Consider the following 24,846-nt stretch of genomic DNA (forward strand, 5'->3'; position numbering starts at 1 on the left):
GGTCGTTTAATTTTACCTGAAACGGAACGTGCTTTTCCAACCCGAGGCGGATAATTCCGGAGCCGAATGACGGCCACAATGACATGCGACGTGATTATCGTTACGATGCGAAGGCAACAACATGGCTGGCGTTGGTTAAGCAATTGACGCAGAAAATATTTTCATTTTGCATCAAACACATTGGCCTAATAATAACAGCGCTACCATCACCGTAAGCGCGCCACCGATCCGAGTGGCAAGTTGCGCAAACGGCATCAATGGTAGACGGTTGGCTGCGGTGAGAATCGCCAGGTCCCCGACACTACCCATGCCACTATGACATGCGTTGATCAACGCGCTTTCAATCGCCGGTAGCCCCGTCCAACGTCCAACGAGAAAGCCGGTTGTCATCAGTACAAGCACCGTGACAAGTGCTGTGACAAAGTGCACGGGACTCAGAGCGGCGATGACTGCATCCCATGGCATCAATGTGATGCCCACGCCACATAGCAATGGATAGGACACTGCGCAGGCGAAGAAACGATAATTCCAGTGCGCGCCATGTTCAAGGTGAGAGGGTACTGCACCGATTAGCTTAATCAAAACGGCGAAACCTAGCATGCCGATCGGTGCGGGCAAGCCCGTAAAATGTTGGGTAACCAGGCCAGCAAAATACAAGCTAATGGCAATCGTTGCGGCTGCTGCAATGTGCTCAATGGGAACAGACTTACGGCATAACAGTGTCGGGTTATCCGCCGTCTTCAGCCAAACCTGGGCGTCTTGGGGCCAACTTCGGCTGACTCGATGCAGTATCGCGGCACTAGCGACGGCACCTAAATTACCTAGTACAATCGCCGGTACCACTTGCGCAAACAATTGGCCTTGTGGCTGCTGTAATAACGCGGCATAACCGATGGTAAGAGGAATCGCACCTTCGCCGATTCCGCCGGCCATAATAGGTACAACAATGAAAAAGAATGTATTGTGCGCACTCAAGCCGAATGCAATGCCCGTTGCGGTGCCAGCCAATGCAGCAGTCACTGAACCGGCCACGACGGGGACGCAAAATCGCGTAATGCCTTTGATTAATACTTGTCGATCCATGCCCAGTAGGCAGCCCGCGATCACGAGGATGCAGAATAGATAAAGGATATTCGTTGCCGCCCACAGCTCGCGGATTGAAACAATCAAGCTTGTTGGCAGCCATTGATGATGAGTCAAACAAGAGGGTAATAATAGTGTCACGATCACCGGACCACCCATGTGACGCAGCACAGGCACCCGGGCGCCGATTTCAAAACAGGTGAACCCGACAACTGCAAGCGCGGCGATGAGCACCGGCAATTCGCTCGGTAGCTTCTCAAGCGCAATAAGCGCGCTTAAGCATGCGAGGGTGAGCCCATACGCTGGCACTGGGATAATGCCAATATGTCGCTTCATTAGTCGTTGCCAACACGCAGAGGCATCGAACCCGCGAAAACGGAAAAGAAGTGCTTGGCGAAGGAACTGCCGAGTCGAGCGAACAGCACTAGGCGGCATAGCCATGGCTTGGCTCCTTGAGCAGGGTTTTGTATTGCCCCCCCTTCTCTTGCAGGGACGCGAATCGATTGAATTGACAACTTGAGAGCAAGAAACTGGCCTAGCCGAGATACTGCCAGCCCGGGTTTGAGTGCAACTTTGGCCGTGTGATGACTGTCGATCAATCGCTTGTTTAGCCTCCTCCCGACTATGCTGAACAACGGGTGCTGCGAAGTTTCATAGATAAAGACCTCGCCGTTGTAGAGGTCCAATGTCGGTGCAAAATACAGCTTCTGGCCGCCATTTTGCGGTTCGTCATGTCGGTTACGCGCTTTGGGTCCAGACGTTGCACGTTGAACTGTCGCTCAAGAAAATGGGGCGTACTGTGGCCTTTGTACGCTCGGTTTTTCTTTATTCGAACGTAGCCCTTTAAGCTTCAGTTCAGTCATCAGGCGTTAGACGGCCTTGCGGTTGATCGCAAGGCCGTCTTGAAGGAGCCTGACCGTCATGCGCCGATACCTGTATCGCTATGCGTTCTCTATAGCGTTAGGGCAGACCCTCGCTTACGCAGGCTCGTGAACATCGTTCAAGTAGTCGACAACACTGCGTAGCGTTTGGCGCAGATAGAGCTCACGCGGTGGCAATGGCGGCAGGCCTTGCTCGCGCATCACCCTTGCAATACGCACCGCGAAAAGCGAATTGCCACCCAACTCAAAGAAGTTGTCGTCATGGCCTACCTCCACGCCGAATGCATCGCCCCAGATACACCGCAACTTCTCCAGTAGTGTGTCGCTGGCAGGATCCTGCGAGACTTCGAGGGCCGGCTGGCGAGTGGCCTTGTCCGTCGACGAGCTGAGTTTTGGCGCGGGTAGCTTGGACACATCGAGTTTTCCATTGGCCGTTAATGGTAGAGATTCAAGCGCCGTAAAAGTCGACGGCACCATATGCTCTGGGAGCAAACGCATAGCATGGCAACGGACGTCAGCTATCCTATCTTGGTCGGTTACAACATACGCATCGAGCCGGGCGGATGCGGCGTCGTCAACGCTTGCGCGATTCACCACAACAGCCGCAGCGCTGACGTACGGGTATTCGAGCAGGACGGCGCGGATTTCGTCGAGCTCGATACGAAACCCACGAATCTTCACTTGATTGTCAAGACGGCCTAGGTGTTCGAGGCGGCCGTCGATTCCCAAACGTCCGCGATCGCCGCTGCGATACATGCGGCCATCGACGAAACGGATCATTCAGAAAACGCTGCGCGTTTAGGTCTTCACGGTTCAGATAATGCTGCGCGACGCCGGCACCGCCGACATAGATTTCTCCCGGTACACCTGGTGGCAGCATGTGTCCGTAAGCATCCATTACGTACACTTTCCAACCCGGAAGCGCGCGGCCGACTGTGCGCGAATTGGTCAGCGCATGGGCACGCGTTAAGGTCTCGGCAGTCACGTGGACAGTGGTTTCTGTGATGCCGAACATGTTGACGAGACGACATGCGGTTTCCGGATAGCGGTCGAACCAACGTAGCAGCATGCGCGTATCCAGCGGTTCGCCACCGAATATCACCAATCTGACTGCGAGCTTCTCGCAGGAACGGCTTTCAGACGCAATCAGTTGAGCAAACGCCGAGGGTGTCTGGCTCAACACCGTCACGTGTTCACGCACGAGCAGCTGCACGAATTCATCAGGCGAACGGGTGACCCAATAGGGCGCGACGACCAGATGGCCGCCCGTCGCGAGACAACCCCAGACTTCCCAGACGGAAAAATCGAATGCGCTCGAATGAAACATTGTCCAGGTGTCTTGACTCGACAGTTCGAAGTCGTCCGCTGTTGCGGCGACAAGCGAGGCGACGTTTCGGTGTGGGACGACAACGCCTTTCGGGCGCCCGGTCGAGCCCGACGTATAGATGACATAGGCAGCGACACCCGACTCTGCCGCCGGTGGTCGCACAGCGCTGTCAAACGCCGCTGCGCGCTCAAGCAAGGAGGCGACGTCGATTGTCCGAATGTTCTGTGCCACTGCCGCGGCCTTGTCTGAGATGACGAGCGACGGGCATGCGTCCTTGAGCGTATAGGCGATTCGATCCGCCGGATAACCCGGGTCGATCGGCACATAAGCTGCGCCCGCTTTAAGAACCGCAAGCATCACCGGTACGAGTTCCAGCGAACGGGCAAGGCAGACGCCAACACGATCGCCTTCACGAACACCCAACATCCCTAAGACGCCTGCTATTCGGTTTGCCAGCTCCTCTAGCTCGAGGTAAGTGAGGCTTCGATCCTCAAAAGTTAGTGCTTTTGCGTCGGGCTGGCTGAGCGCAAAGGACGCGATCCGTTGCTCGATTCGAAATGGCGTGAAGTCGGCCGGCAGCACGCCGCAGGTGCCGATCGCTGCGACCTGCGATGCGCTTGCCGCGTCGAGTAGGCCAATGGTTGCGAGAGCCTTGTTTTTCCCGCTGCCTTGTTCTCGGGTAAGCTCGGCGCAAACAATGGCGAGCGCGCGGTCGAACGCACGGACCATCTCTAGTGAGAAACAGCTTTGATTGAAGCCGTACGCAATCCTGACAACATGCCCATCTTGCACGCATGGTTCGAGGGTTAGATCAAACGGTGGTGTCAAGTAGGATCGTACGTGGATTGCCTCGTCATATGCTTCGCGTTTGTCATCCCAGACGATTCCGACTGGAGTGATGTTCACATCGCCTGAGATTTTTGTTTCGGGAGCGAACGACAGGCAGCGATTGACTTCGGCGGCCAGCTCCGCAACGCTTGTGTCATCCTTGACACTGACGCGCACGACGCATGCCGCAGGCAACCCAGCATCGCCCGTCATGTCCGGGTGACCGATCATGCCAAACTCAGCTTGGGTTTGGCCATCGAATCGCGTTAGCACGACGCTGATCGCTTCGACCAAGCACCGTGGGTTCACCGCTAAATCCCACACGTGCCCTATGGTCGCGCTGTAGCCTGGCCGAGCGGGCTGACCACCCAGTCCCCATTCGGGGATGCTTGCCGAACGATGGCTATCAGGCACGTTGTCGGTGGCAGGATAGCTCCGGACAAACGGCGCACGCGTATCCGGCAAATCCGTTCCCGTCAGCCATTTTGCGATTGTGCGCAGCGCGGGGCTGTCAATGAAGCGACGACTGCCAATCAAAATCAATTCAGCAACATCGTCTGCAAATGCGAGCACTACCGCGCGCAGCGCGCTGCTGCCTGAATCGATTGGTCGGCTCAATTCGAACGTAATCCTGCGGGTTGCCGCCGCAGAGTGCGACGAGATCGGCAGCTCCTCATGCCATAGCGCGGCCTGATCGGAGGCGAGTCCCGCACAGGCAATACATTCGTGGAACCGTGCGATCAGCCGGCTCGCATCGCTGCGGTTGCCGACTCGAACGTGCATTCCGTGACAGAGTGCACTAATTGGCCGGCCCTTGCTAAGAAGGGGCAAGTAGTCGTAATTGTCAGTCGCTTCGTCGCAATGTGGCTCGGCTTGAAGCGAGACGTTGGGTGTGACGTGAAGTGACATAGCATTAGAAAGTTGGATGATCAACGAGCCGAGAAACCGCCATCGACGGTGACGATTGAACCCGTAACCTGACGAGCTCCGTCCGACGCAAGCCAAACCGCTGCGGATGCGATATCTTCAGGTTCGATCAGCGCGTTCATAGGCTGGGCTTGGACAAAAGTCGCTTCGTGCTCGTCCACCGACACCGACAGCGATCGCGCAATTTCGGAGAGCATTCGCCCTTCGACGCCTGCGTCGTCACGGACCGAGCCTGGACAGATCGCGTTGACCCGCACTTTGAATGGCGCAAAATCGAGCGCGGCCGCACGCGTCAAACCGATTACGCCGTGCTTAGCCGCCACATAACCCGCAAAGTGGCGATAGCCGACAAGCCCAGCCGTCGACGATACGTTGATGATGCTTCCTGAGCGGCGTTCCAACATCGACTGGCCAACCGCGCGAATCATTCGCCATGCGCCTGAAAGGTCGACATCAATCATCAGCTGCCATTCGTTTTCGTCGATTTCATGCACAGCCTTACCGGAAGGGGCGGCGATACCCGCGTTGTTCAAGAGAACGTCGATGGAGCCGCACCGTTTGATGGCAAACTCGATGGCTTCGTGGATAGCATGTGGGTCGCGTACGTCAACCGATAAAGCCCATGCGGGTGCGCCTTCTGCACGGCACAACGCTTCGGTGCAAGCGAGCTGGCTCTGTGAGCCTAGCGGATAGGGCACGCCATTGATGTCGTTTGCGATGTCCAGCAAAATGAGTTGAGCGCCTTCGCGCGCGAATTGTTGCGCGCAGGCTCGCCCGATGCCACGCGCGGCACCCGTAATGACGGCAACCTTCCCGTTAAGCTGCATAGCGTTTTCCCGAAAGCATTCGGTTACCGGCCTGCCTAAACAGATCGAATAGCCTCTCAGGCGTCTCTGTTAGATACATGTGGCCACCCTCTACTTCGACATACTCGAAAACGGATTGCGTTGCGTCGCCCCACGCCACAACGTCCTCGCGACTCACAAGCTCGTCGCGATCGCCGCGTACACCCACGATCGGCATCTTGAGCGCCGTGGTGCTAATCGGCTTATATCCTTCATGCATTTCTACATCTGCACGCAGTGTCGGAAGTAGCAGTTCGCGCATGTCCGGGTCTTCAAGTGCTGGGTGACTGTAGCCTGCAAGCTCCCTCACGCGCTCGACGAATTGTTCATCATCTAAACCCGTCGCGCGTTGTTCGCGCATGCGGCTTGGGGCTGGAGAGCCGCTGACCATTAGCAGACAAGACTTATCCGCGTGTATCGTTTTAGCGAATTCGTAGGCAAGAACTGCTCCAAGGCTGTGCCCGAAAATGACGATTTCATGCGCTTCGGCAACGGCTGGGGCCAAATGGGTGCTTAGCTTAGAAATGGCTTGATGGACATTGGTAAACGGTGGTGCCGCAAGCAATTGCTCTCGACCTGGCAATTGCACCGAAACGACTTCAATGCTGTCCGAAAGCGGCTCGATCCATGGCCGGAAAACGGAGGCCCCTGCACCAGCAAATGGAAAGCAAAAGAGTTTTCGCATAGTTGGGCTAACCAGAAAGGAAAGGTTTCAGTTTTTGAAATAATTGCAGATGAAACGTCAGTCTTTTTCAGCTGAACGTGGCTCGGGTGCTGTCAATGCGCTACTAGCGTTTCAGCTGTCAGCTGTATTCGCTTTGGCATGTGAGACAAGCGGCCCCTGCCACGTAGAGCATAGTCGTCAAAAACCAACATCGCAAGCAAAGAAAGCATCTCGAGAGTGAATCGAAAGTGAATAGTCCGCTAGTCAATAGGTGTGACTGTATGAAGCCTGATGTAAGTCCCGCTCCTTGTTGGTCGGTCGTCGATCTTTGCGCATAATTTGTCCGATTAAGCAAAGGTTAAATGTTTGATATGGTCCGACTAATGTTCTAGAGTGATATTTAACTTATGGTGAGTTTGCTAGTAGTATCAGCTGGGCGGCTATAAGAAAGCGTGTGTGAGCGGTAAGGTGGTTCGTTGTAGAATTAGGTAGATCGTAGCTGACTGGTTCCTGTTCATAAACGATGTGTGGAGTTAACCATAATGACGAAGTGCCTCGGATTAAACCAAAAAGTGTCATACTTGTATAATGCGGCTCTTCGTTCTCAAACGAATACTACTGGTATTCAACTTTCTGCAATCATTTCTTGTTGTTGGCTGGACGTTTTTGCCCTGTACGGGTAACGGGGTTATGGCACGGGTCGACCTCTCAATTGAATTTTCAGCGGGTACGGCAAGCTGCCGCTCGATAGGTCGAAGTGAGATGTAGAAGTTAGTGTGCCAAGATAAGGCTTGTGTTTAAAGATAAGGCGCGTGCCTTAAACCAATGTTTATGCTACAAGAAGGGGCTTTGCTTTTTATAAGAGTTGTGGCCATTGCAATCCTTAGAACAAAGGATTTAGGCGTAAAGCAAGGTAGATAATCAACCTAAATTGAATATGAATAATCATATGCAAATCAATAGGGTAAGGAACATATCGACCGATGATTTCAATGAACTTGTCCAGCTTTATCAGCCATTTATCTTAGAAAACGCGATTGAAGATTGGGGCGCCTTGACTAAATGGACGCCCGCTTATCTTCGTCACGCTTTGGGAGGTTTGCAAGTAAAATGCAAACATTCTGACACTCATATCCACCCTAATATTGGCTCCTATTATGAAACACAAAAGCCAATATCAAGGTGGAGATATTTTTTGAAACGCATTCGCCCCAAATCTTCAAAAGAAGCAATGTCCCTAAAAAGCATGAGCTTTGGGGAATACTTGGATTTGATCAGCGACCCAGTCGAAGGAGCTCGTTATTACCTAACTGGCGACGAACTATTAATTTTTAATGGGAAGTGGTCTCCTGAGCTTGAGGTTCTGCGCGATGACTTTATCTTGCCAAAATATTTTGATGAGCAAAGCATGAACTCGGCAGGGTTATGGTTTAGCGCAAAGGGTGTGCGCTCTCACCTTCATTTTGATGGTGGTGGGTCTCATAATCTGAATGCACAAATCACAGGAAGAAAATATGTGCAAATGTATTCTCCATATCAGATGAGTTCTTTGTATCCCTATTATTTTACCCATTTCTCGAATATAGGTAGATATAATTTCTCAAAAATCGACGTAGAAAATTTTAGCAAGAAGAAATTTCCTCTTTTTGACGGCGTCGAGTGCCACGAAGGGGAAATTAAGAAGGGGGATTTGCTATTTGTTCCTGCTTATTGGTACCATTCATTCAAGCATCTTGATGAATTTAATAGTAATATTAATTTTTGGTGGGTTCCGGAATCCATTCAATTGTCTCCTGTCTCCGCTAGGGATGCATTAATGCGAGCTTCGCAAAAAATTCTATCCAAGAATAAGGTTGCGCCGTTTGGTTTATTAAAATTGATAAACCGTCTTGAAGAAAATATTATAAAAGAGACATTTGAAGAGAACGGCGGTAAGCTATCCAGGTCTGGTGTGCAGATTTGACGTAAATTAGCGCTTATTAAAGCTTCCTGATTTGGCTGCCAGCTTATCAAAGTATTCTAGATGTCCCCAAGGCTGGAGCGATTTTCAATATGGTGGCCGATTACTATTTAGATAGCTAATTTCTATCGGAATCGGCATCGCCGAAACGTACGGGTAATTTGCGTTGGCGGTTTTGAGTGGCCCCTTTAGTGCCAGGTGACTAGCTATGCAAGCCTTTTTGAAGAGCGTTTTCCGGATGATGGCCCATCGCTCGTCACCAAGCTTATCCTCGTTGCATCATCAAAATTCGCTGAGGCGATAGGTGGCCAATGCAGCCCTCTCCATAGGGGCTATATCTCTATAGGTTCCAACGTAGGAATAGGCTACGTCTGTGTCTTTGGTTCTCGAGGCCCAAATTTTGCTAACGATGCTAATGGTATTTAGCTAGTGTTCGTATTTAGATCGGGCAATCCTTTTGCCTGGATTGGAGCTCAATTATGTCTGATAGCATCACATCGTCTATGCATCCGTTAACCACAGGGCAAACAGCGATTTGGCTCGCGCAGCAGCTCCGCCCAGACAGCCCTGTCTATAACATCGGGCAGTACACATCCATCGAAGGTGCTATTGATCCGGCTGTGTTTGAAGCGGCAATGCGGCAGGTAGTTGATGAAGTGGACAGCCTGCGTTTGCAATTTGTCGAAAGCAACGAGGGTGTTCGACAGTATGTTGGTTCCCCGGAATGGTCCTTTCCATTGGTCGATTTTAGTGCAGAATCGGACCCGCAAGCGGCCGCCGATGCATGGATGCGTGCTGATTATGAGCAGCCGGTGGACATATTAAAAGGGCCTTTGTTCAACTATGCATTATTAAAAGTTGCACCGGATCGGGTGCTTTGGTACCAGCGCTGTCATCATATTGTGATGGATGGGTTTGGTTTCTTCCTTATCGCGCAACGCGTCGCCCATCTGTATAGCGCGATGTGCGAAGGTACTGAGTTGGAGCCGTGTCCTTTTGGGTCGGTACACCAGTTGTTCGAAAGCGATGTTCAATACAGTGCCTCCGCACAATGGAAACGCGACGAAGCGTATTGGCTCAAGCGTTGCGCGGATTGGTCGTCGCCGGCGACACTGGCGAGTCGATCTGCTCCTCCTTTACAACATCGACTGCGTCAAACAATTTACTTTTCTGCTCAATCGATAGAGCGCTATGCGGATGACGCCAATCGGTTAGCACAACTTATCACAGCGGCGATGGCCGCGTATTTTTATCGGCTAACCGGCGTGGAGGACGTGGTATTGGGCTTTCCGGTTACGGCACGCTTTGGTGCTGATCGGAATACGCCTGGCATGATGTCTAATGTGCTGCCCGTTCGGATAGCCGTGCAGCCGGACATGAATCTGTCATCGTTGATGCAGCACGCAGCGCAAGAGATCCAGCGTGGGTTCCGGTATCAGCGCTACCCTAACGAAGCGTTGCGGCGCAAACTGGGATTGATGCCTGACCAGCGGCTGTTGGGTACCATGGTCAACGTGATGCCGTTTGACTACGACCTGAAATTTGGTGGGTGCAAATCGATTAACTATAATCTACTGAATGGTCCAGTCGAAGATTTGATGGTCGCAGTATATACGCTTCCGGGAAGCCATCAGTTACGGATTGACTTTAACGCGAATCCCGCATGCTATACGAAGGATGAACTTGTTGCCCATCAACGTCGTTTTATTCAATTTTTAGAAACGCTTGCTGCTGATCCTGAACGGCCGATTAAAGACATTGAATTGCTTGATGCCGCCGAGCGGCATTTGCTGCTGGTCGAGAGAAACACGACACAATGTGATTATCCTGCCGATTGGTGCGTGCACCAGATGGTTGAGGCGCAAGTCGCACGCACACCAGATGCGACTGCGCTAGTATACAACGCACAAACGCTTAGCTATGCGCAGCTGAACGCACAGGCTAATCGTCTCGCGCATCGGTTGGTTGAGTTGGGCGTGAAACCCGACGCGCGTGTTGCAATTTGTGTTGAGCGTTCGCCCGCGATGGTCGTCGGACTGCTGGCGATTCTGAAAGCTGGTGGCGCCTATGTGCCGCTTAATCCGGCCTATCCAAACGAGCGTCTCGCGCACATTTTGGCTGATGCTGAGCCAGTGATCGTACTGGCTGACATGGCAGGCCGTGCGGCGCTTGGTGAGACCATGCTCGCGTCGCGCACGGTGCTTGATCCGAATGTGCCATCGCAGTGTGCTGACACCAATCCGTCGGTTGCGCAGCTCACTGCGCGCCATCTCATGTATGTCATCTATACGTCTGGCTCGAGCGGTGCTCCCAAAGGTGTGCAAAACGAACACCAAGCGTTGGTTAACCGCTTGATATGGATGCAACAAGCCTATCAGTTGACGCCCGCTGATCGGGTGCTACAAAAAACGCCTTTTGACTTTGACGTGTCCGTCTGGGAGTTCTTCTGGACGCTAATGAGTGGTGCGACTTTGGTCGTAGCAGCGCCCGATGCTCATCGGGATACTGCCGCCTTGACCGATCTCATCATTCGGCAGCGTATCACCACTGTTCATTTCGTGCCGTCCATGCTGGAACCCTTCCTGCGCAGCGAAGGTGTTCAATATTGCACGTCACTAAAACGGCTATTTTGCAGTGGTGAAGCGCTGCCAGGCGCGAGTGTGAAACTTTGCCGGACGCTGCTGCCTGATACCCAATTATATAACCTCTATGGTCCGACTGAAGCCGCGATTGACGTAACAGCCTGGTGCTGTCCAGCGAATTATGCGGAAGAAACCGTGCCGATTGGCAAACCAATCGCGAACACGTGCATTTACCTGCTGGACCGACATGGCCATTTAGTGCCATCAGGCGCGGTCGGTGAACTATACATTGGTGGAGCGGGCGTCGCGCGTGGTTATCTGAACCGCCCCGAACTCACCGCTGCGTGCTTCCTATCTGATCCGTTCTCGACTGCGCCTAATGCACGAATGTACAAGACCGGGGACTTTGCGCGCTATCTGCCTGACGGCAATCTAGAATTCATGGGTCGTAGTGACCATCAAGTCAAGGTCCGCGGCTATCGCGTCGAGCTAAGCGAAATCGAAACCGTATTGCAACGCCATCCGGATGTAGCTCAGGCCATTGTCGCCATTCGTGATGATCGACAAGGACATAAGCAATTGATTGGCTATGTGGTGGCCGACCCGCAAGGGAAAAACAAACTGGACGTCGCCGGGTTACGTCAGCATGTAGCGCATCACTTGCCGGAGTATATGGTACCTGTAGCAGTAGTATTGCTCGATGCGCTGCCGCTCACTCCTAGCGGAAAAGTGGATCGCCACGCACTTCCTGAACCGGAGGTTGTTTCGGGCTATTCTCGTACGCCACGCTCCCCGCAAGAACAAAAACTAGCTGAGCTATTCGCCGAAGTACTCGATGTTCAACAGGTGGGCATTGACGACAACTTCTTCGACCTAGGTGGTACTTCTTTGCTAGCCATGCGTCTGGTTAGTCGCATTCGCACGGTGCTGGATGTCGAATTCACCATTCGAATGTTGTACGAAAACCTCACAGTTGCAAGTCTGGCGCAACGCCTTACGCAAAACACGGCCGTTCGCCCACCTTTGCGCCCGCAACAACGGCCTGAGCCATTGCCGCTATCTTTTGCGCAGAGCAGGTTATGGTTTATTCAGCAACTCAATGGGCCCAGTGCAATTTACAACATCCCTGTTGCTTTGCGCTTATCTGGTGAGCTGAATGTAGATGCACTGCAAACTGCTTTTCATGATTTGCTTGCGCGTCACGAAAGTTTGCGAACCGGCTTTACTGAAGTGGATGGTGTACCCGCTCAGCATATTTTTGCCCAAGAGGATATCCATTTTCTCCTTGAAATAGTCAAGGTTACCGAACAAACGTTACCGGACGCATTGAAGCAGGCTGCAGCTCGCCCTTTCAATCTACACGAAGGGATTCCACTGCGCGCCGCGCTGTTCCGGCTCGATGCTCAAGAACACGTGCTGCTTGTAACCTTGCACCACATTGCTGGCGACGGCTGGTCATGGACGCCATTCGGTCGTGATCTCAGCAAGGCTTATGCGTCTCGCCTTGTTGGCGAGGCCCCAGACTGGGAGCCGCTGCCCGTGCAATATGCGGATTATACGCTATGGCAGCGGAACCTACTCAGCTGCGAAGACAAGGCCGATAGCCTCATCGCACAGCAGCTCGAATATTGGCGTCAGGCGCTGGCAGGACTACCCGAACGTTTGATGTTGCCGACCGATAGACCGCATCCGCCTGTAGCTAGCCACAAAGGCGCTTGTTTATCTTTTCATATCGACGCCAATCTACATCGCCAATTATTAGTACTGGCGCGTGAGCAGCAAGCAAGCCTATTTATGGTGCTACACGCTGCACTGGCTACCTTGCTAACACGCATGGGTTCGGGCAACGATATAGCGGTGGGCAGCCCTATCGCCGGGCGAACCGATGAAGCGTTGAATAATTTGGTTGGCTTTTTTGTCAACACGCTGGTGTTGCGTACAAACACCTCGGGAAACCCGCATTTCCGCGCATTGTTGCAACAGGTCAGGGAGACCTGCCTGGCGGCTTATTCTCGTCAGGATCTCCAATTTGAACGACTGGTGGAAGTCCTGAACCCAGCGCGCTCGTCTGCGCATCATCCATTGTTTCAAGTCTCTTTGACGATGTATAACAATGCGCTGCCACAGTTCAACCTAGCAGGATTGCATATCGAAGAAGAAAAGGTTGAATTACTGGTCACTAAACTCGACATATCTTTTCATTTTGATGAGACTCCAAATGAAAATGGGATCAATGCAATCGTCCAATACGCGACAGACTTATTTGATCGCAAAACCATTGAACAATTGACGCAGCGCTTCGTCCGGCTGCTTGAATCTGTAACCCAAGAGCCTGACCAGCCCATTGGCAATATTCGGTTGCTTGATGACGCGGAACGGCGAAAGCTACTTATCGAATGGAATGACACTATCCGTCCAATTCGCGAAACGACGCTGCCCGCATTATTTGAAGACCAGGTTGCTAAGACGCCCAATGCTATCGCACTAGTTTTTAATGGCCAGTCTGTTAGCTACGCAGAGCTTGACATTCGAGCAAACCGGCTTGCTCATTTTTTGATAGCAAAAGGAGTGGGGCCAGAAGATGTCGTGGCGATCGCGATGCCACGCTCGCCATCCATGGTCATTGCGATGCTCGCGGTCCTCAAAGCCGGAGCGGCGTATCTTCCTCTTGACCCACATCATTCTGCCGAGCGGTTCTTTATCACACTAAGTGATGCGCAGCCTGTGGCCATGCTTAGGTTTGGCCAAGCTAATCAAACTGTAGCGAACAATCTTTTAGTGCTGCAGCTAGACGATCTCGATTTGCAAGCAGCGCTTGAAACGTGCCCGAACGTTGCGCCTACCGATCGCGATCGCATAAGTCCACTTAACCCTCGTCATCCCGCTTATGTAATCTACACATCGGGCTCTACCGGAACCCCCAAAGGTGTTGTCGTCACTCATCACTCTTTGGTCAATTACATTGATTCCATTCAATCATGGGTCAGTGAACATGCCAATATGGTATGGATTTCCAATGTGTCGGCTGATCTAGGCAATACTTCTCTTTATGGCGCCATTTTCTCAGGCAAAAAACTCACTATCGTAAGAGACGAAGAAATACTGGATCCGAAATTTATTTCGGAAAATTATTTAGAAGATGAATCTGTATTCAAAATTACGCCAAGTCACCTATCGTCTCTTATCAAGTCGATGCCTAATAAAGGCGACAACTCAAAGAGAACATTTTTTCTTGGTGGAGAGCGAATTGATGGTGAGCTAGTTGCTGGTATTAGGCTGAACTGGCGAAATAGTAGAATAATCAATCACTATGGACCCACAGAAGCCACTATCGGTATGTTGGTCGGAGAACTCCCTCACGAAATTTCATTGGAGTCAACGCCTTTTCTACCTTTAGGGCGTCCGATTTCGAATACGCAAGCGTATGTTTTGGATAACGGATTACAACCTGTGCCTGTCGGTGTAGCGGGGGAATTGTACATTGCGGGCTCAAGCTTGGCCCGAGGCTATCTCGATCGCCCTGGTTTAACCTCTGAGCGTTTTGTTGCCGATCCGTTCGGCCCTCCCGGCAGCCGAATGTATCGCAGTGGTGATCTCATGAAATGGCGTTCCGATGGCTCCTTAGACTTTCTCGGACGTGTAGATGACCAGGTCAAGATACGAGGTTTTCGCATCGAGCTGCGCGAAATCGAGGCAGTGTTGCGTCGTAATCCAGCTGTGAGGCAAGTTGCGGTCATTACACGCGACGATCATTCCGGTAGTCAGCAACTGGTGAGTTACGTTGTGCCCAAAGGAGACGGCACATCTATCGATCCAGTTTTGCTGCGCCGACAAATAGCACAGCAATTGCCTGATTACATGGTGCCTGCCGCCATTGTTTTACTAGATGCGCTGCCCCTTACGCCGAACGGAAAACTTGACCGTAAAGCGTTGCCCATACCCAGTTTCACGTCTGAACGTTACCGTGCTCCCGATACACTGCAAGAACAGGCTTTAGCTACGCTATTCGCTAAGGCGCTTAACCTACCGCATGTCGGAATCGATGATAGCTTTTTTGATCTTGGCGGCCATTCTTTGTCTGCGGTACAGCTAACCTTAAAAATACAAAAAGTATTTAATGTTAATGTGCCTGTTCGGATGTTGTTTGAAGCTGATACTGTTGCGAAGCTTGCTGAGCGTATCGAGTCAGATGCATTGGCGACGTCCCAATCAGCAGATTCTGACGGAACAGAACAGTTAATGAGGGCAGATGCCCTTCTGGCAGAAGACATTAGCAAAAAGACTATATCTAATGATTCACACGGAACCTGGGAGAATGTGCTACTCACTGGCGCTACAGGTTTTGTTGGGCGTTATATTCTACTAGAGTTGTTGAGACAAACTAACGCTAACGTTATTTGTTTAGTGAACGAGAAAGATAAAAAAGAGGCAATGAAAAGGGTTGTGTCCGCATTGAAGGAAACCCAAAGGCAGGATCTAGATATAAGTAGAATTTCTACTATATGCGGTGATTTATCAAAAAAAGATTTTGGTCTTTCTCATCAAGAGATAGAATACCTTTCCGACAAGGTTGACGCTATTTTACATAACGGCGCGGCGGTCAATCATTTCTTTTCCTACCATGAGTTGCGCCAAGCGAACGTGCTCGCCACTGAAGCACTTATTCGCCTCTCAGCGACGGGCCGCAGCAAAAGCTTCCATTACGTTTCCACCGTATCCGTTATGCCACGGGCGAAAACAGGAACATTTACTGAGATAAGCGATACGTCTATTATGCCCATTGCTAACGGCTACGTACAAAGTAAATGGGTGGGAGAGCAACTAACAAGCGCGGCAGCTATGCGAGGAATTCCGTCCAGCATTTATAGGCTTGGAAGGATTACAGCAGATTCCCAGACGGGATATTGCAATATGAAAGATAGCGTCTATCGTATTATTTGTGCAATCAAAACGCTTGGCTTGTCTTTCAATACCAATAAGCTGTTTTTCCAAACTCCTGTCGACTGCGCCGCACAGGCTATTGTCAAATTAGCGACGCGCCAAGATAAATCTTATCAAGTTGCACACATCATGAACAACCAGTCTTTAAAGTTGAATGACTTTGTATGCGAAATTGACAAAAAGGAAAATTGTTCAATAAAAAATGTCGACTTCAATGAGTGGTTGGCAAGATTGAAGGAGAGGGCGGATGAGACATTGGATGAAAATCTAATGTCGCTGTTGTCTATCATGGATAAAAATACATTAGAAGATAAAAAGAGAGATCCACTGGAAAATAGTGAAAGCTTGATATCTATAAGTGCAGAAGACACGATCAACAAGTTGCGAGAATTGGGTTTTGAATATCCTTCTGTAGAAAACGATTATATTGAATCTATAATCGATTTTCTTATGAAACAAGAAGCCAAAATAATGTTGGAGGGCGATGTGGTTGTGAGAAAGTAACAGCTGACAATAGGCGCCAACATTTCAACCGGGGAATTTTATTCAAAATGGAAAATCAATATAAGGGCGTTACAACTCGAGCATTGAGAAATGACGAAAGGGCCATTAGCAGTAGCGAGCCGCAAACACCTTTAGTAATAGAGCCTTTGCACTCAAAAAATCGTAATTTTCTTAAAAGATTTATGAAGGAAAATTCATGTCAGATTATTTCTGATATTGAAAGGTATGGTGCAGTTTTATTTCGTGGGTTTGATATACACTCAGCTGCTGACTTTGAAGAGCAAGTTCTCTCTATTCAAGGGATGAGAGGTATGAGTGAATTTATGATGTCTGAGCCCGGAAGAATAACGGTGTCTGGCACGCGTCATGTGATACATCCGAATGTAAATTTTAAAACTGGAGGGACGTTGGATCCAGTGGGGGGCATTCACAGTGAAAGCTATTACGTGCCTGATGTGCCAAGATTTATTTCATTTTTTTGTGAAAAACCACCACTTCTAGGTGGTGAAACGGGTTTATTTGATATCTGCAAAATATACAATGACCTTCCGGAGCGTCTAAAGGAAAAATTAGAGCAGCAGCGGTATTTGGCCGGTATATTTAGTATATGGCAAATTGCGAAAAGATACAATTTGCCATATGAAGTTGCAAAAGATTTTTGCGAGAAGATAGATATGTCTATGGTCGACTACCATGGAGATCAGTATGCTTTTATGTATAAACCAAGTGTCGCTGAACATCCTACAACAAAAGAAAAGTCTATTATTATTCACTTTGCCGGGGAATTAAATGGCCATGGGTTGACTAAAGAATTGATTAGGCAATTTTCTTCTGACTATGCTTCTTTTAAATGGTGTATTCATAGGTTGGTCTGGAGTTTTCCATATATTAGAAAAAATCTTTTTGCTTTAAGGCATCCAATAATTGTTCTTACTTGCGGGGGGCGTCTTATGGGACGAGTGTTCGATTCCTCCAGCAATGTCATACCAAGCCGTGAGACAGACAACCTTCGTGTTGGCAATGTATTTGAAAAAGAAGAAATACAGTTAATTGCGAAGCTTATGCGCAAATACCACTCTTCCTTCCCTTGGAAGCGTGGCGATTTTATCATTATAGATAATTTAAAGCTTGCTCATGCTGGCATGCCAGGATTGGGTTCCCGGATTATTAAGGTGTTAATGTGCAATCCTTTGAATATGACTTACGGAAAGAATTCATCTGGTTTATATAAGGCTGAGGAGGCTGCCGAAACCAGGGGGGCGGAAGTTATCAAATGCAGCTCCGCGTGCGTATAATCTTAATATATTGAAAATTGGTGGGTTTAATGTTTAAATTGCATGTGCTGCAAATGATAGATTATGGTGCATATAATTTAATCCGAAAATAAAGCGTTGAATAGTAAGCATAATTAATATGGTGGATTATGCTGAACGCCAAGATGCCAATATTTTTTTGATGGAGATTGTTCATGACCTCTCATGCTGTCCTTGATGACATGTCTCACTTTTGGATGCCTTTTACAGCTAACCGTCAATTCAAAATGGCGCCGCGTTTGTTTGAATCAGCAAAGGGCATGTATTATTGGACGAGCGATGGCCAGCAAATACTTGATGCCTGCGCTGGCCTTTGGTGTATTAATGCTGGACACTGTCGTGAAGAGATTATCTCAGCGGTCAGTACAGCGATGGCTAAGCTAGATTATGCGCCAACTGTCCAGTTTGGTCACCCGCTTGCATTCGAGGCAGCGTCGAAAGTTGCCAGACTGATGCCGGAAGGACTTAATCGGATTTTTTTCACCAATTCCGGTTCTGAGGCAGTCGATACTGCGCTTAAAATTGCGCTTGCTTACCATCGGGCGCGCGGCGAAGGCCAACGTACTTGTTTTATTGGTCGAGACGGTAGCTATCATGGTGCTGGATTCGGTGGGTATGTCGGTTGGTGGAATAGGGGCTAACCGAAAAGCATTCTCGGGTTCATTGTTACCGCGAACCAACCATATGCCGACTATCCATAACCTCGAGCATAACGCTTTCTCACGTGGACAACCGGCATGGGGCGCACACTTAGCAGACGAGCTAGAAAGGCTAATTGCAGTGAACGATCCCTCGACTATTGCGGCGGTTATCGTTGATCCAACGGCCGGCACAGTTTTGGTACCGCCACAGGGCTACCTGCAAAGATTGCGGGAAATTACAGCTAAGCACGGTATTTTATTGATTTTCGATGAAGTGATTACCGGTTTTGGTCGTCTTGGTAAAGCAACTGCTTCAGAGTTCTTCGGCGTTACACCGGATTTGCTGACAATGGCTAAGGCGATCAATAGCGGTGCTATCCCGATGGGTGGTGTAGCCGCACATCAACGGATATATGACACCATTGTCGATGGAACTGAACCTGAAGAAGTCGAATTATTCCACGGCTATACCTACTCGGCACATCCGACGGCTGCCGCTGCAGCCATTGCAGCGCTAAATATATATCATAATGAGAAGCTCTTTGACCGGGCTGCTTTACTTGCGCCAATTTTCGAAGATGCTGTACATGCGTTACGCGATGTGCCTTACGTAAAAGATATTCGCAATATCGGTTTATGTGCTGCTATTGAACTGGAGCCTAGGCCAAACGGGGAAGGTAATAGAGCCAAAGAAGCGTTCGCTAAGTGTTTCGAGGCTGGCGTGTTAATTCGTCAAGGAGGGAATATTCTTGCATTCGCTCCTCCTTTAATTATCGATGAAGCGCAGATCGGGCAGATTTTTGAAACTGTTCGTAAAGTGCTTGTCGATATAAAGTAAGGTTTATGGATGGTAATCTTGGAAGGTTTAAAAAATAAAAATAATCAGATTTAAGAAATGCGGAATTTTGTGGAATATTGAGGGCGGCTCCTTCAGGGAGCCGACTTTACGTAAAGTTTTAAGCGGCACAAGCAGGAAGTTATTGTAAGGTAACGCCAAATTAAAGTTAATTTGATGTGAAAGTAGATTAACAAGATGTTTTGTGTGGTATGAAACATAAAAGGTTATCCTTTATGGAAAATCATATAGAATGAGCTTCTATAAAAAATCTGGCTATGACATCAGTGTCCCGTTCACTTGGCCTCGAATTCAAGAGGAGGTTCGTGCAATCTTGGCGCTTGCCGTTCCGCTGTTTGGAGGCCACCTGTCGTTTATCGGTACGGGTTTAATCAATGTAATGCTCGCAGGTCAGCTGAGCGCCCATGTGCTCGCCGCAGTGACGATCGGGTCAAGCGTCTGGATGCTAGCGGTTCTTGTTCTAAGCGGGCTGATGATGGCACTACAGGCTTTGGTGGCACAACTCAAAGGCGCGGGCCGACACGCTGAAGTGGGACCACTTTTCCTGCAAGCGCTGTGGGGCAGCATTATGCTTAGTCTGTTTTTGACAGCGCTTGCATGTTTCTTGGGCCCATTTTTAATTCAATTCATTGCGACGACACCAGAACTGGTCCGGGATACACGCAATTTTTTATTTGCTATATGCATCGCTGGGCCTGCGCTTGGCATTTTCTATGCTTGCCGAGGGCTATTTGAAGGACTGTCAATGGCGCGGCAAACTTTTAAGTTTAATCTGATCGGATTTGCGCTTACAGGTCCAATTGGATATGTGCTAATGTATGGTGCATTTGGTTTGCCAGCACTTGGTGCAGTTGGCAATGGAATAGCAGGTGGCATCATTGCTTGGGTGCAAACGCTTGCCTTTCTTGTTTATATTTATCGCAAAGGTTTTTATTTTAAATTAAGGCATCAAGTGGGCAGCGTAATGCCTAAATTTAAAATTATATATGATTTGCTTAGATTTGGCTTGTCGGTAGGCATGACGCGTTTGATAGAGGGAGGATTTTTTATCGCATCGGCACTTGTTATTGGGAGAATCGGTGCGGAGTCAGTGGCGAATCACCAAATTGCAATTAATACCGTAGCTATCGCTTGCACGGTGTCATTTGTTTTATCGGTAGCGATTACGGTACGCGTAGCGCAAGCAAAAGGTTGTGGCAATCCCGATGATATATGGAAATCTGGTATTATTGGAATTGGATTGACTTTTTTTACACAGTCTTGTTGCGGTTGTTTGATATTGTTAGGCTCTAATTCGATTGTCTCACTTTATACAAGTGATTCGTCCATAATTGCCAATTCGGCGATACTGATGCAGTTTGCATGTCTACTTCAGTTGCTAGATGGTCTCCAGACAGTATTTTGCGGTGTTTTAAGAGGTTTGAGGGACACACGTGTGCCGATATTTATTACGTTTTTTGCTTATTGGATAGTGGGTATGCCGGTTGGTTGGTGGCTATCGATCACTCGTCACTGGGGCATGGTAGGAATGTGGATTGGCCTTATAGTCGGTCTGGGCCTGGCTGGTGGGCTGCTTCTTGTCCGTTTCGTCAGGATTAGTCATGGTGGTAGGCTTTATAACCGTCAATAAGCGTAGACGGGTTGGGCAGCGGCGACGCATTACTGCGCCGCGGCTGTCGAAAGATTCGAGAATTGGCGCGCTGACGCAAGTGGTTGGGCGAAGCCGGTAGTTGAAGAACTGCTGGCTGAGCCGCTCGAAGCGGCCAAGCGCGCCCACGTCATCAAGACTTCAAGCCTGAGCTAGAGGATCAGTGGTCTGCCATCGCGCCGTGCCGCTGATGCAGCATACCGGGCTGGCGGTATTACGCGGCAACCTGGCGCCTGACGGCGCCGTCATCCAAACCGGTGCCGCCGATCCGGGGCTACTCGTGCGTACGAGGCCGGCCGTTGTATCCCGCGACTACAACGACATGACCGCCCGCATCGAGAGCGATGCGCTGTTCGTGGACCAGTACCGTGTGATCGTGCTTCAGCATGCGGGGCCAGCTAGGGCGCCGGGGGTGCCCGAGTGGGGGCAGTTGCCGTCAAGTTGATCCAGATCCGAAGCTTCACTGACGCGGCTCGACCGAGCTGGCACGCGGATCGCTTAAGCGCCCGGGATATATTTTTCAGAACATGAGATGGCTCAACTCATCCAAGAATTCAAGCAATTCGCGATCAAAGGCAACGTGATGGACCTGGCCGTTGGTGTGATCATCGGCGGCGCATTTTCGACGATTGTCAATTCGGTGGTTAAGGACTTGATTATGCCAGTCATCGGTGCCGTCACGGGCGGGCTGGACTTTTCAAACAAGTTCATCCGTATTGGACACGTTCCTGCCACGTTCATGGGTAATCCCGGCTCGTACAAAGACCTGCAGGCAGCAGGCGTCGCGGTGTTTGGCTACGGGGCGTTCATTACAGTGGTAGTGAATTTTTTGATCCTGGCGGTGATCGTCTTCTTGCTTGTCAAGGCAGTGAACGAGTTGCGCAGGCTGGACGCGCATAAGGCTGAGGAGACGCCAGCCGCCTCTGCACCGCCGTCCGAGGATATCCTACTGCTGCGCGAGATCCGTGATGCTTTGAAGCGCAGCGACGACGGCGTCGAACGCACGTAGGGCGCTTGACGCCGCTGGCCTGGCTTAGCAATGGGCAGCCCGTTACTACCGCTAACGGCGCGGCAACCGAAATCGGCACGAAAACTGCTCACTTCCCGCTACCGGCATTGGGCACCGTCCGCAGCCGTCGTCTAACTCGAGGTGGGGAAGCCAATGAGGCAATCGATCTCCGAGCCGTCGCCGGTCGATGAGAAGCGGGGCTCATGCATGCGCCGTCTCGGCTCAGGCTTGGTCACCGGCGCCGCTGATGATGATCCGAGTGGAATTGGAACATACTCGCAGGCAGGTCCCCGTGCAGTCGTCCGCGCGGGCGCGGCTGGAGCTAGGTGGCGCACGGCTCCGCACGCGCCGAGATTAAATGACGCGCGCATTCCTCAACCGGGCGATTTCTTCCGAATCTAGCCCGCAGACCGACGACAGAACTGATTTGGTGTGCTGACCAAGTGTCGGTGGTGCGCCGCGGTAGTGGATCGGGGAACCTGACATCTTGATCGGATTGGCCACCGTGGGCACGGTACCGGCCAATGGATGCGCAAGGTCGGCACGCATGCCGCGGTGCACCACCTGCGGATTCGTGAAGGTCTGCGCGATATTATTGATCGGCCCGCAGGGCACACCGGCGCTGGTTAGTGGCCCAATCCATTGCTCGATTGTACGCGTGTTCAATACCTGTTGGATTATCGGGATGAGCGTGTCGCGATGGGTAACCCGTGCAGCATTAGTGGCAAAACGCGGATCCGTTGCCCACGACGCGCAATGGACGACTTCGCAGAATTTGCGGAACTGGCCGTCGTTGCCTATCGTCAGCACCATTTGCCCGTCCTTCGCGGCGAATACCTGGTAGGGCACGATATTCGCATGCGCGTTGTTTCCGGTCGCTGGTGGGCACCAATAACGGGATCGGCTCGCAGGGCTTAATCCTAGATGGTTCGCCGGAGCAGAAGGCCCGCTACTTGCCTAGGCTGGCGTCCGGAGAACTTGATCGCATCGTTTGCATTGACCGAGCCAGGTGCCGGGTCGGACGCGGCATCGTTGCGCACGCGCGCCGAGCGCGACGACGAGTACGTGATCAACGGAACCAAGCGCTTCATCACAAACGCGCCTGAGGCGGGGATCTATACCGTCATGGCCCGTACTCAGCCGGATATTGCCGGTGCAGACGGTATCTCTGCCATCCTGGTGGAGCGCGGTACGCCCGGCCTGTCGCTCGGCAAACCGGACAAGAAGATGGGCCAGCGCGGCGCGCATACATGCGACGTGATTTTCGAAAACTGCCGTGTGCCCGTGTAGAACGTCATCGGTAGCGTCGAAGGCCGTGGGTTCAAGACCGCGATGAAAGTGCTGGACAAGGGACGGCTGCATATCGCCGCCATTTGTGTCGGGGCGGCGCAGCGGATGCTCGACGACGCGCTACGCTACGCGATGCAGCGCGAGCAGTTCGGCCAGCCCATTGCCGAGTTCCAGTTGATACAGGCGATGCTCGCCGACAGCCAGGCCGAGATCTATGCAGCGCGCTCAATGGTGCTCGATACCGCGCGGCGCCGGGACAATAACGAAGACGTATCGATGGAGGCATCGTGCTGCAAGCTCTTTGCTTCGGAAATGTGCGGCCGCGTGGCGGATCGTGCCGTCCAGATCCATGGTGGCGCCGGATATGTGTCCGAGTATGCAATCGAGCGTTTCTGCCGGGACGTCCGTCTGTTCCGTAATTTGGCGTTGCGCAGTGCTGGCATGATTTGCTCAGCGGGCCGTTCGAAATCCGTTAGCAATATCGCGGCCAGGCACACGCGCGCATTCCGCCAAGCGGGTTCGCCGACAGGATGGCACGCGCAGCGCCGGTCAGGTTGACGTTGCCGATCTTGCTCCAGAGATTGCCAGGCGTGTGGGGAGCACGAGCGAGTCGAGCGGTAGCACGGAGGCGAATTGGGCCAAGTTCACAGGTCGAGCATTTTGAAGGCGAAGTGAAGCGGAAGTAGTCGGTTGACGGCTGTGGCACAACATAGTGGTAACGGAGGAAGTTAGGAATGCGTGATGTAATGCAAGCGCTTTGTACATGAATGCCTGATGGGCTAAGCGGGGCATTAGCTCGCAGTGGCGCACAATAGGCTATCTATGTGGCTTACGCCAGTCAAGGGCGTCATCGGGCGAGCGCGGGCACGGCATCCGGTGAGATTGTGACGCCCCCGTGTGGCGAGCGGTCGGACTCAACGCTGCTGCTGGATTATCGTGGCGTAGAGCAATGGCGATTTGATGATGGTCGAGTCGATTGAGCCGCTTCATATCATGCAATCGAGTGGGTGGCGCTTGTCACGCAGCCATGTTCTTCTGCGAGGCGGCACAGCCTCTGCAGGTCAACGCCTGAGGTTGCCCACGGCAATTTGTCGCATTGAATAAAGGGAATTCGCTTGAATGCTGTCCGTCTAGTGCTTTATAGTTGTTGCTACCTTAAGTGTCGAAGCAGCATATGGCAGTTGAGCACGACGCTCGAGCGCGTTGTGAGTAGCAGTCAAACGATGAGGTGATCTGTCAGAGAACGGGTGCATCGCAGTAACCGTTTTTGCTGAATAAAGACGACGTCTGGAGGGAAGAAAGTGAAGAAGTACCCCAGCTTAAACACTATGACCTCGCGCCTGCGCGACACGTCTACTTTCTCTTTTATTCTGTTCCCAAATTTTGTCCGCTTGATGTACGGCGACACGGCTTCGCTTTAAGCGCGTTGTGCGTCATAGTGACGTGTTGCGGACAAGGCTGACATTGTTGATCCTTGCCGTTTAAGGCAATCTATGCCCCATATACCACCCTCTATGGGGCCGCTGGGGGATAGTACCGTCCTATCC

Annotated in this window: 12 protein-coding genes and 4 pseudogenes; 10 read left to right on the top strand and 6 right to left on the bottom strand. The window is 51.2% G+C overall.

Features of this window, described 5'->3' with window-relative positions; genetic code table 11:
- Positions 1-171: 171 nt before the first annotated feature.
- Both RBRH_RS13055 and RBRH_RS21420 read right to left on the bottom strand, forming a co-directional pair.
- Positions 172-1,419, bottom strand: coding sequence for a 2-hydroxycarboxylate transporter family protein (locus RBRH_RS13055; RefSeq protein ID WP_041754705.1), 1,248 nt, complete (start codon positions 1,417-1,419; stop codon positions 172-174).
- A gap of 641 nt (positions 1,420-2,060) precedes the next feature.
- Positions 2,061-2,561, bottom strand: coding sequence for a phosphopantetheine-binding protein (locus RBRH_RS21420; protein WP_415878046.1), 501 nt, complete (start codon positions 2,559-2,561; stop codon positions 2,061-2,063).
- On the opposite strand from RBRH_RS21420, the gene RBRH_RS20485 reads away from it, so the two are divergent.
- Positions 2,466-2,666 carry a hypothetical protein gene (locus tag RBRH_RS20485; RefSeq protein WP_232509398.1) on the top strand — a complete coding sequence of 67 codons (201 nt, stop codon included), beginning with the start codon at positions 2,466-2,468 and terminating at the stop codon, positions 2,664-2,666. The genes RBRH_RS21420 and RBRH_RS20485 overlap by 96 nt on opposite strands.
- Here RBRH_RS20485 and RBRH_RS13065 read toward each other — a convergent pair.
- From RBRH_RS13065 to RBRH_RS13075, 3 genes are all read right to left on the bottom strand, one after another.
- On the bottom strand, positions 2,653-4,902 hold the full coding sequence (locus RBRH_RS13065) for an amino acid adenylation domain-containing protein (RefSeq protein WP_049786522.1): 2,250 nt from the start codon (positions 4,900-4,902) through the stop codon (positions 2,653-2,655). The two genes, RBRH_RS20485 and RBRH_RS13065, sit on opposite strands and share 14 nt — an antisense overlap.
- 146 nt (positions 4,903-5,048) lie before the next feature.
- Positions 5,049-5,873 carry an SDR family oxidoreductase gene (locus RBRH_RS13070; protein ID WP_013428512.1) on the bottom strand — a complete coding sequence of 275 codons (825 nt, stop codon included), beginning with the start codon at positions 5,871-5,873 and terminating at the stop codon, positions 5,049-5,051.
- A complete protein-coding gene (locus tag RBRH_RS13075; protein ID WP_013428513.1) occupies positions 5,863-6,576 on the bottom strand; it encodes a thioesterase II family protein in 714 nt (237 codons plus the stop codon). The genes RBRH_RS13070 and RBRH_RS13075 overlap by 11 nt, the downstream gene beginning before the upstream one ends.
- 928 nt (positions 6,577-7,504) lie before the next feature.
- Between RBRH_RS13075 and RBRH_RS13080 the strand changes: the two genes are divergently transcribed.
- From RBRH_RS13080 to RBRH_RS20490, 8 genes and pseudogenes are all read left to right on the top strand, one after another.
- Positions 7,505-8,518 (top strand): cupin-like domain-containing protein, encoded by a 1,014-nt coding sequence (locus RBRH_RS13080; RefSeq protein WP_232509399.1) that lies wholly within the window; start codon positions 7,505-7,507, stop codon positions 8,516-8,518.
- A gap of 476 nt (positions 8,519-8,994) precedes the next feature.
- Complete coding sequence (locus RBRH_RS13085; RefSeq protein ID WP_013428515.1) at positions 8,995-16,542, top strand: non-ribosomal peptide synthetase; 7,548 nt, start codon at positions 8,995-8,997, stop codon at positions 16,540-16,542.
- Between the two features lie 47 nt (positions 16,543-16,589).
- Positions 16,590-17,837: a TauD/TfdA family dioxygenase gene (locus RBRH_RS17740; RefSeq protein WP_013428516.1), complete on the top strand. Its 1,248-nt coding sequence runs from the start codon at positions 16,590-16,592 to the stop codon at positions 17,835-17,837.
- A gap of 173 nt (positions 17,838-18,010) precedes the next feature.
- Positions 18,011-19,334, top strand: a pseudogene (gene aptA, locus RBRH_RS13090) (omega-aminotransferase AptA).
- Between the two features lie 250 nt (positions 19,335-19,584).
- Positions 19,585-20,982, top strand: a complete 1,398-nt coding sequence (locus RBRH_RS13095) for an MATE family efflux transporter (RefSeq protein ID WP_013428520.1) — start codon at positions 19,585-19,587, stop codon at positions 20,980-20,982.
- A gap of 193 nt (positions 20,983-21,175) precedes the next feature.
- Positions 21,176-21,436 (top strand): annotated as a pseudogene (locus tag RBRH_RS13100) (dihydroxy-acid dehydratase); the annotation flags it as partial.
- Between the two features lie 96 nt (positions 21,437-21,532).
- Positions 21,533-22,009, top strand: coding sequence for a large conductance mechanosensitive channel protein MscL (gene mscL, locus RBRH_RS13105; RefSeq protein ID WP_013428522.1), 477 nt, complete (start codon positions 21,533-21,535; stop codon positions 22,007-22,009).
- A 153-nt stretch (positions 22,010-22,162) separates the two neighbouring features.
- Positions 22,163-22,297, top strand: a pseudogene (locus RBRH_RS20490) (divalent metal cation transporter); the annotation flags it as partial.
- 66 nt (positions 22,298-22,363) lie between these two features.
- Here the strand turns inward: RBRH_RS20490 and RBRH_RS17750 are convergent.
- Positions 22,364-22,858, bottom strand: coding sequence for a CoA transferase (locus RBRH_RS17750; RefSeq protein WP_013428523.1), 495 nt, complete (start codon positions 22,856-22,858; stop codon positions 22,364-22,366).
- A gap of 20 nt (positions 22,859-22,878) precedes the next feature.
- Between RBRH_RS17750 and RBRH_RS13115 the strand changes: the two are divergent.
- Positions 22,879-23,716: pseudogene (locus RBRH_RS13115) on the top strand (acyl-CoA dehydrogenase family protein); the annotation flags it as partial.
- Positions 23,717-24,846 lie beyond the last annotated feature (1,130 nt).

It is taken from the genome of Mycetohabitans rhizoxinica HKI 454 (assembly GCF_000198775.1).
GTDB classification, from domain to species: Bacteria; Pseudomonadota; Gammaproteobacteria; order Burkholderiales; family Burkholderiaceae; genus Mycetohabitans; species Mycetohabitans rhizoxinica.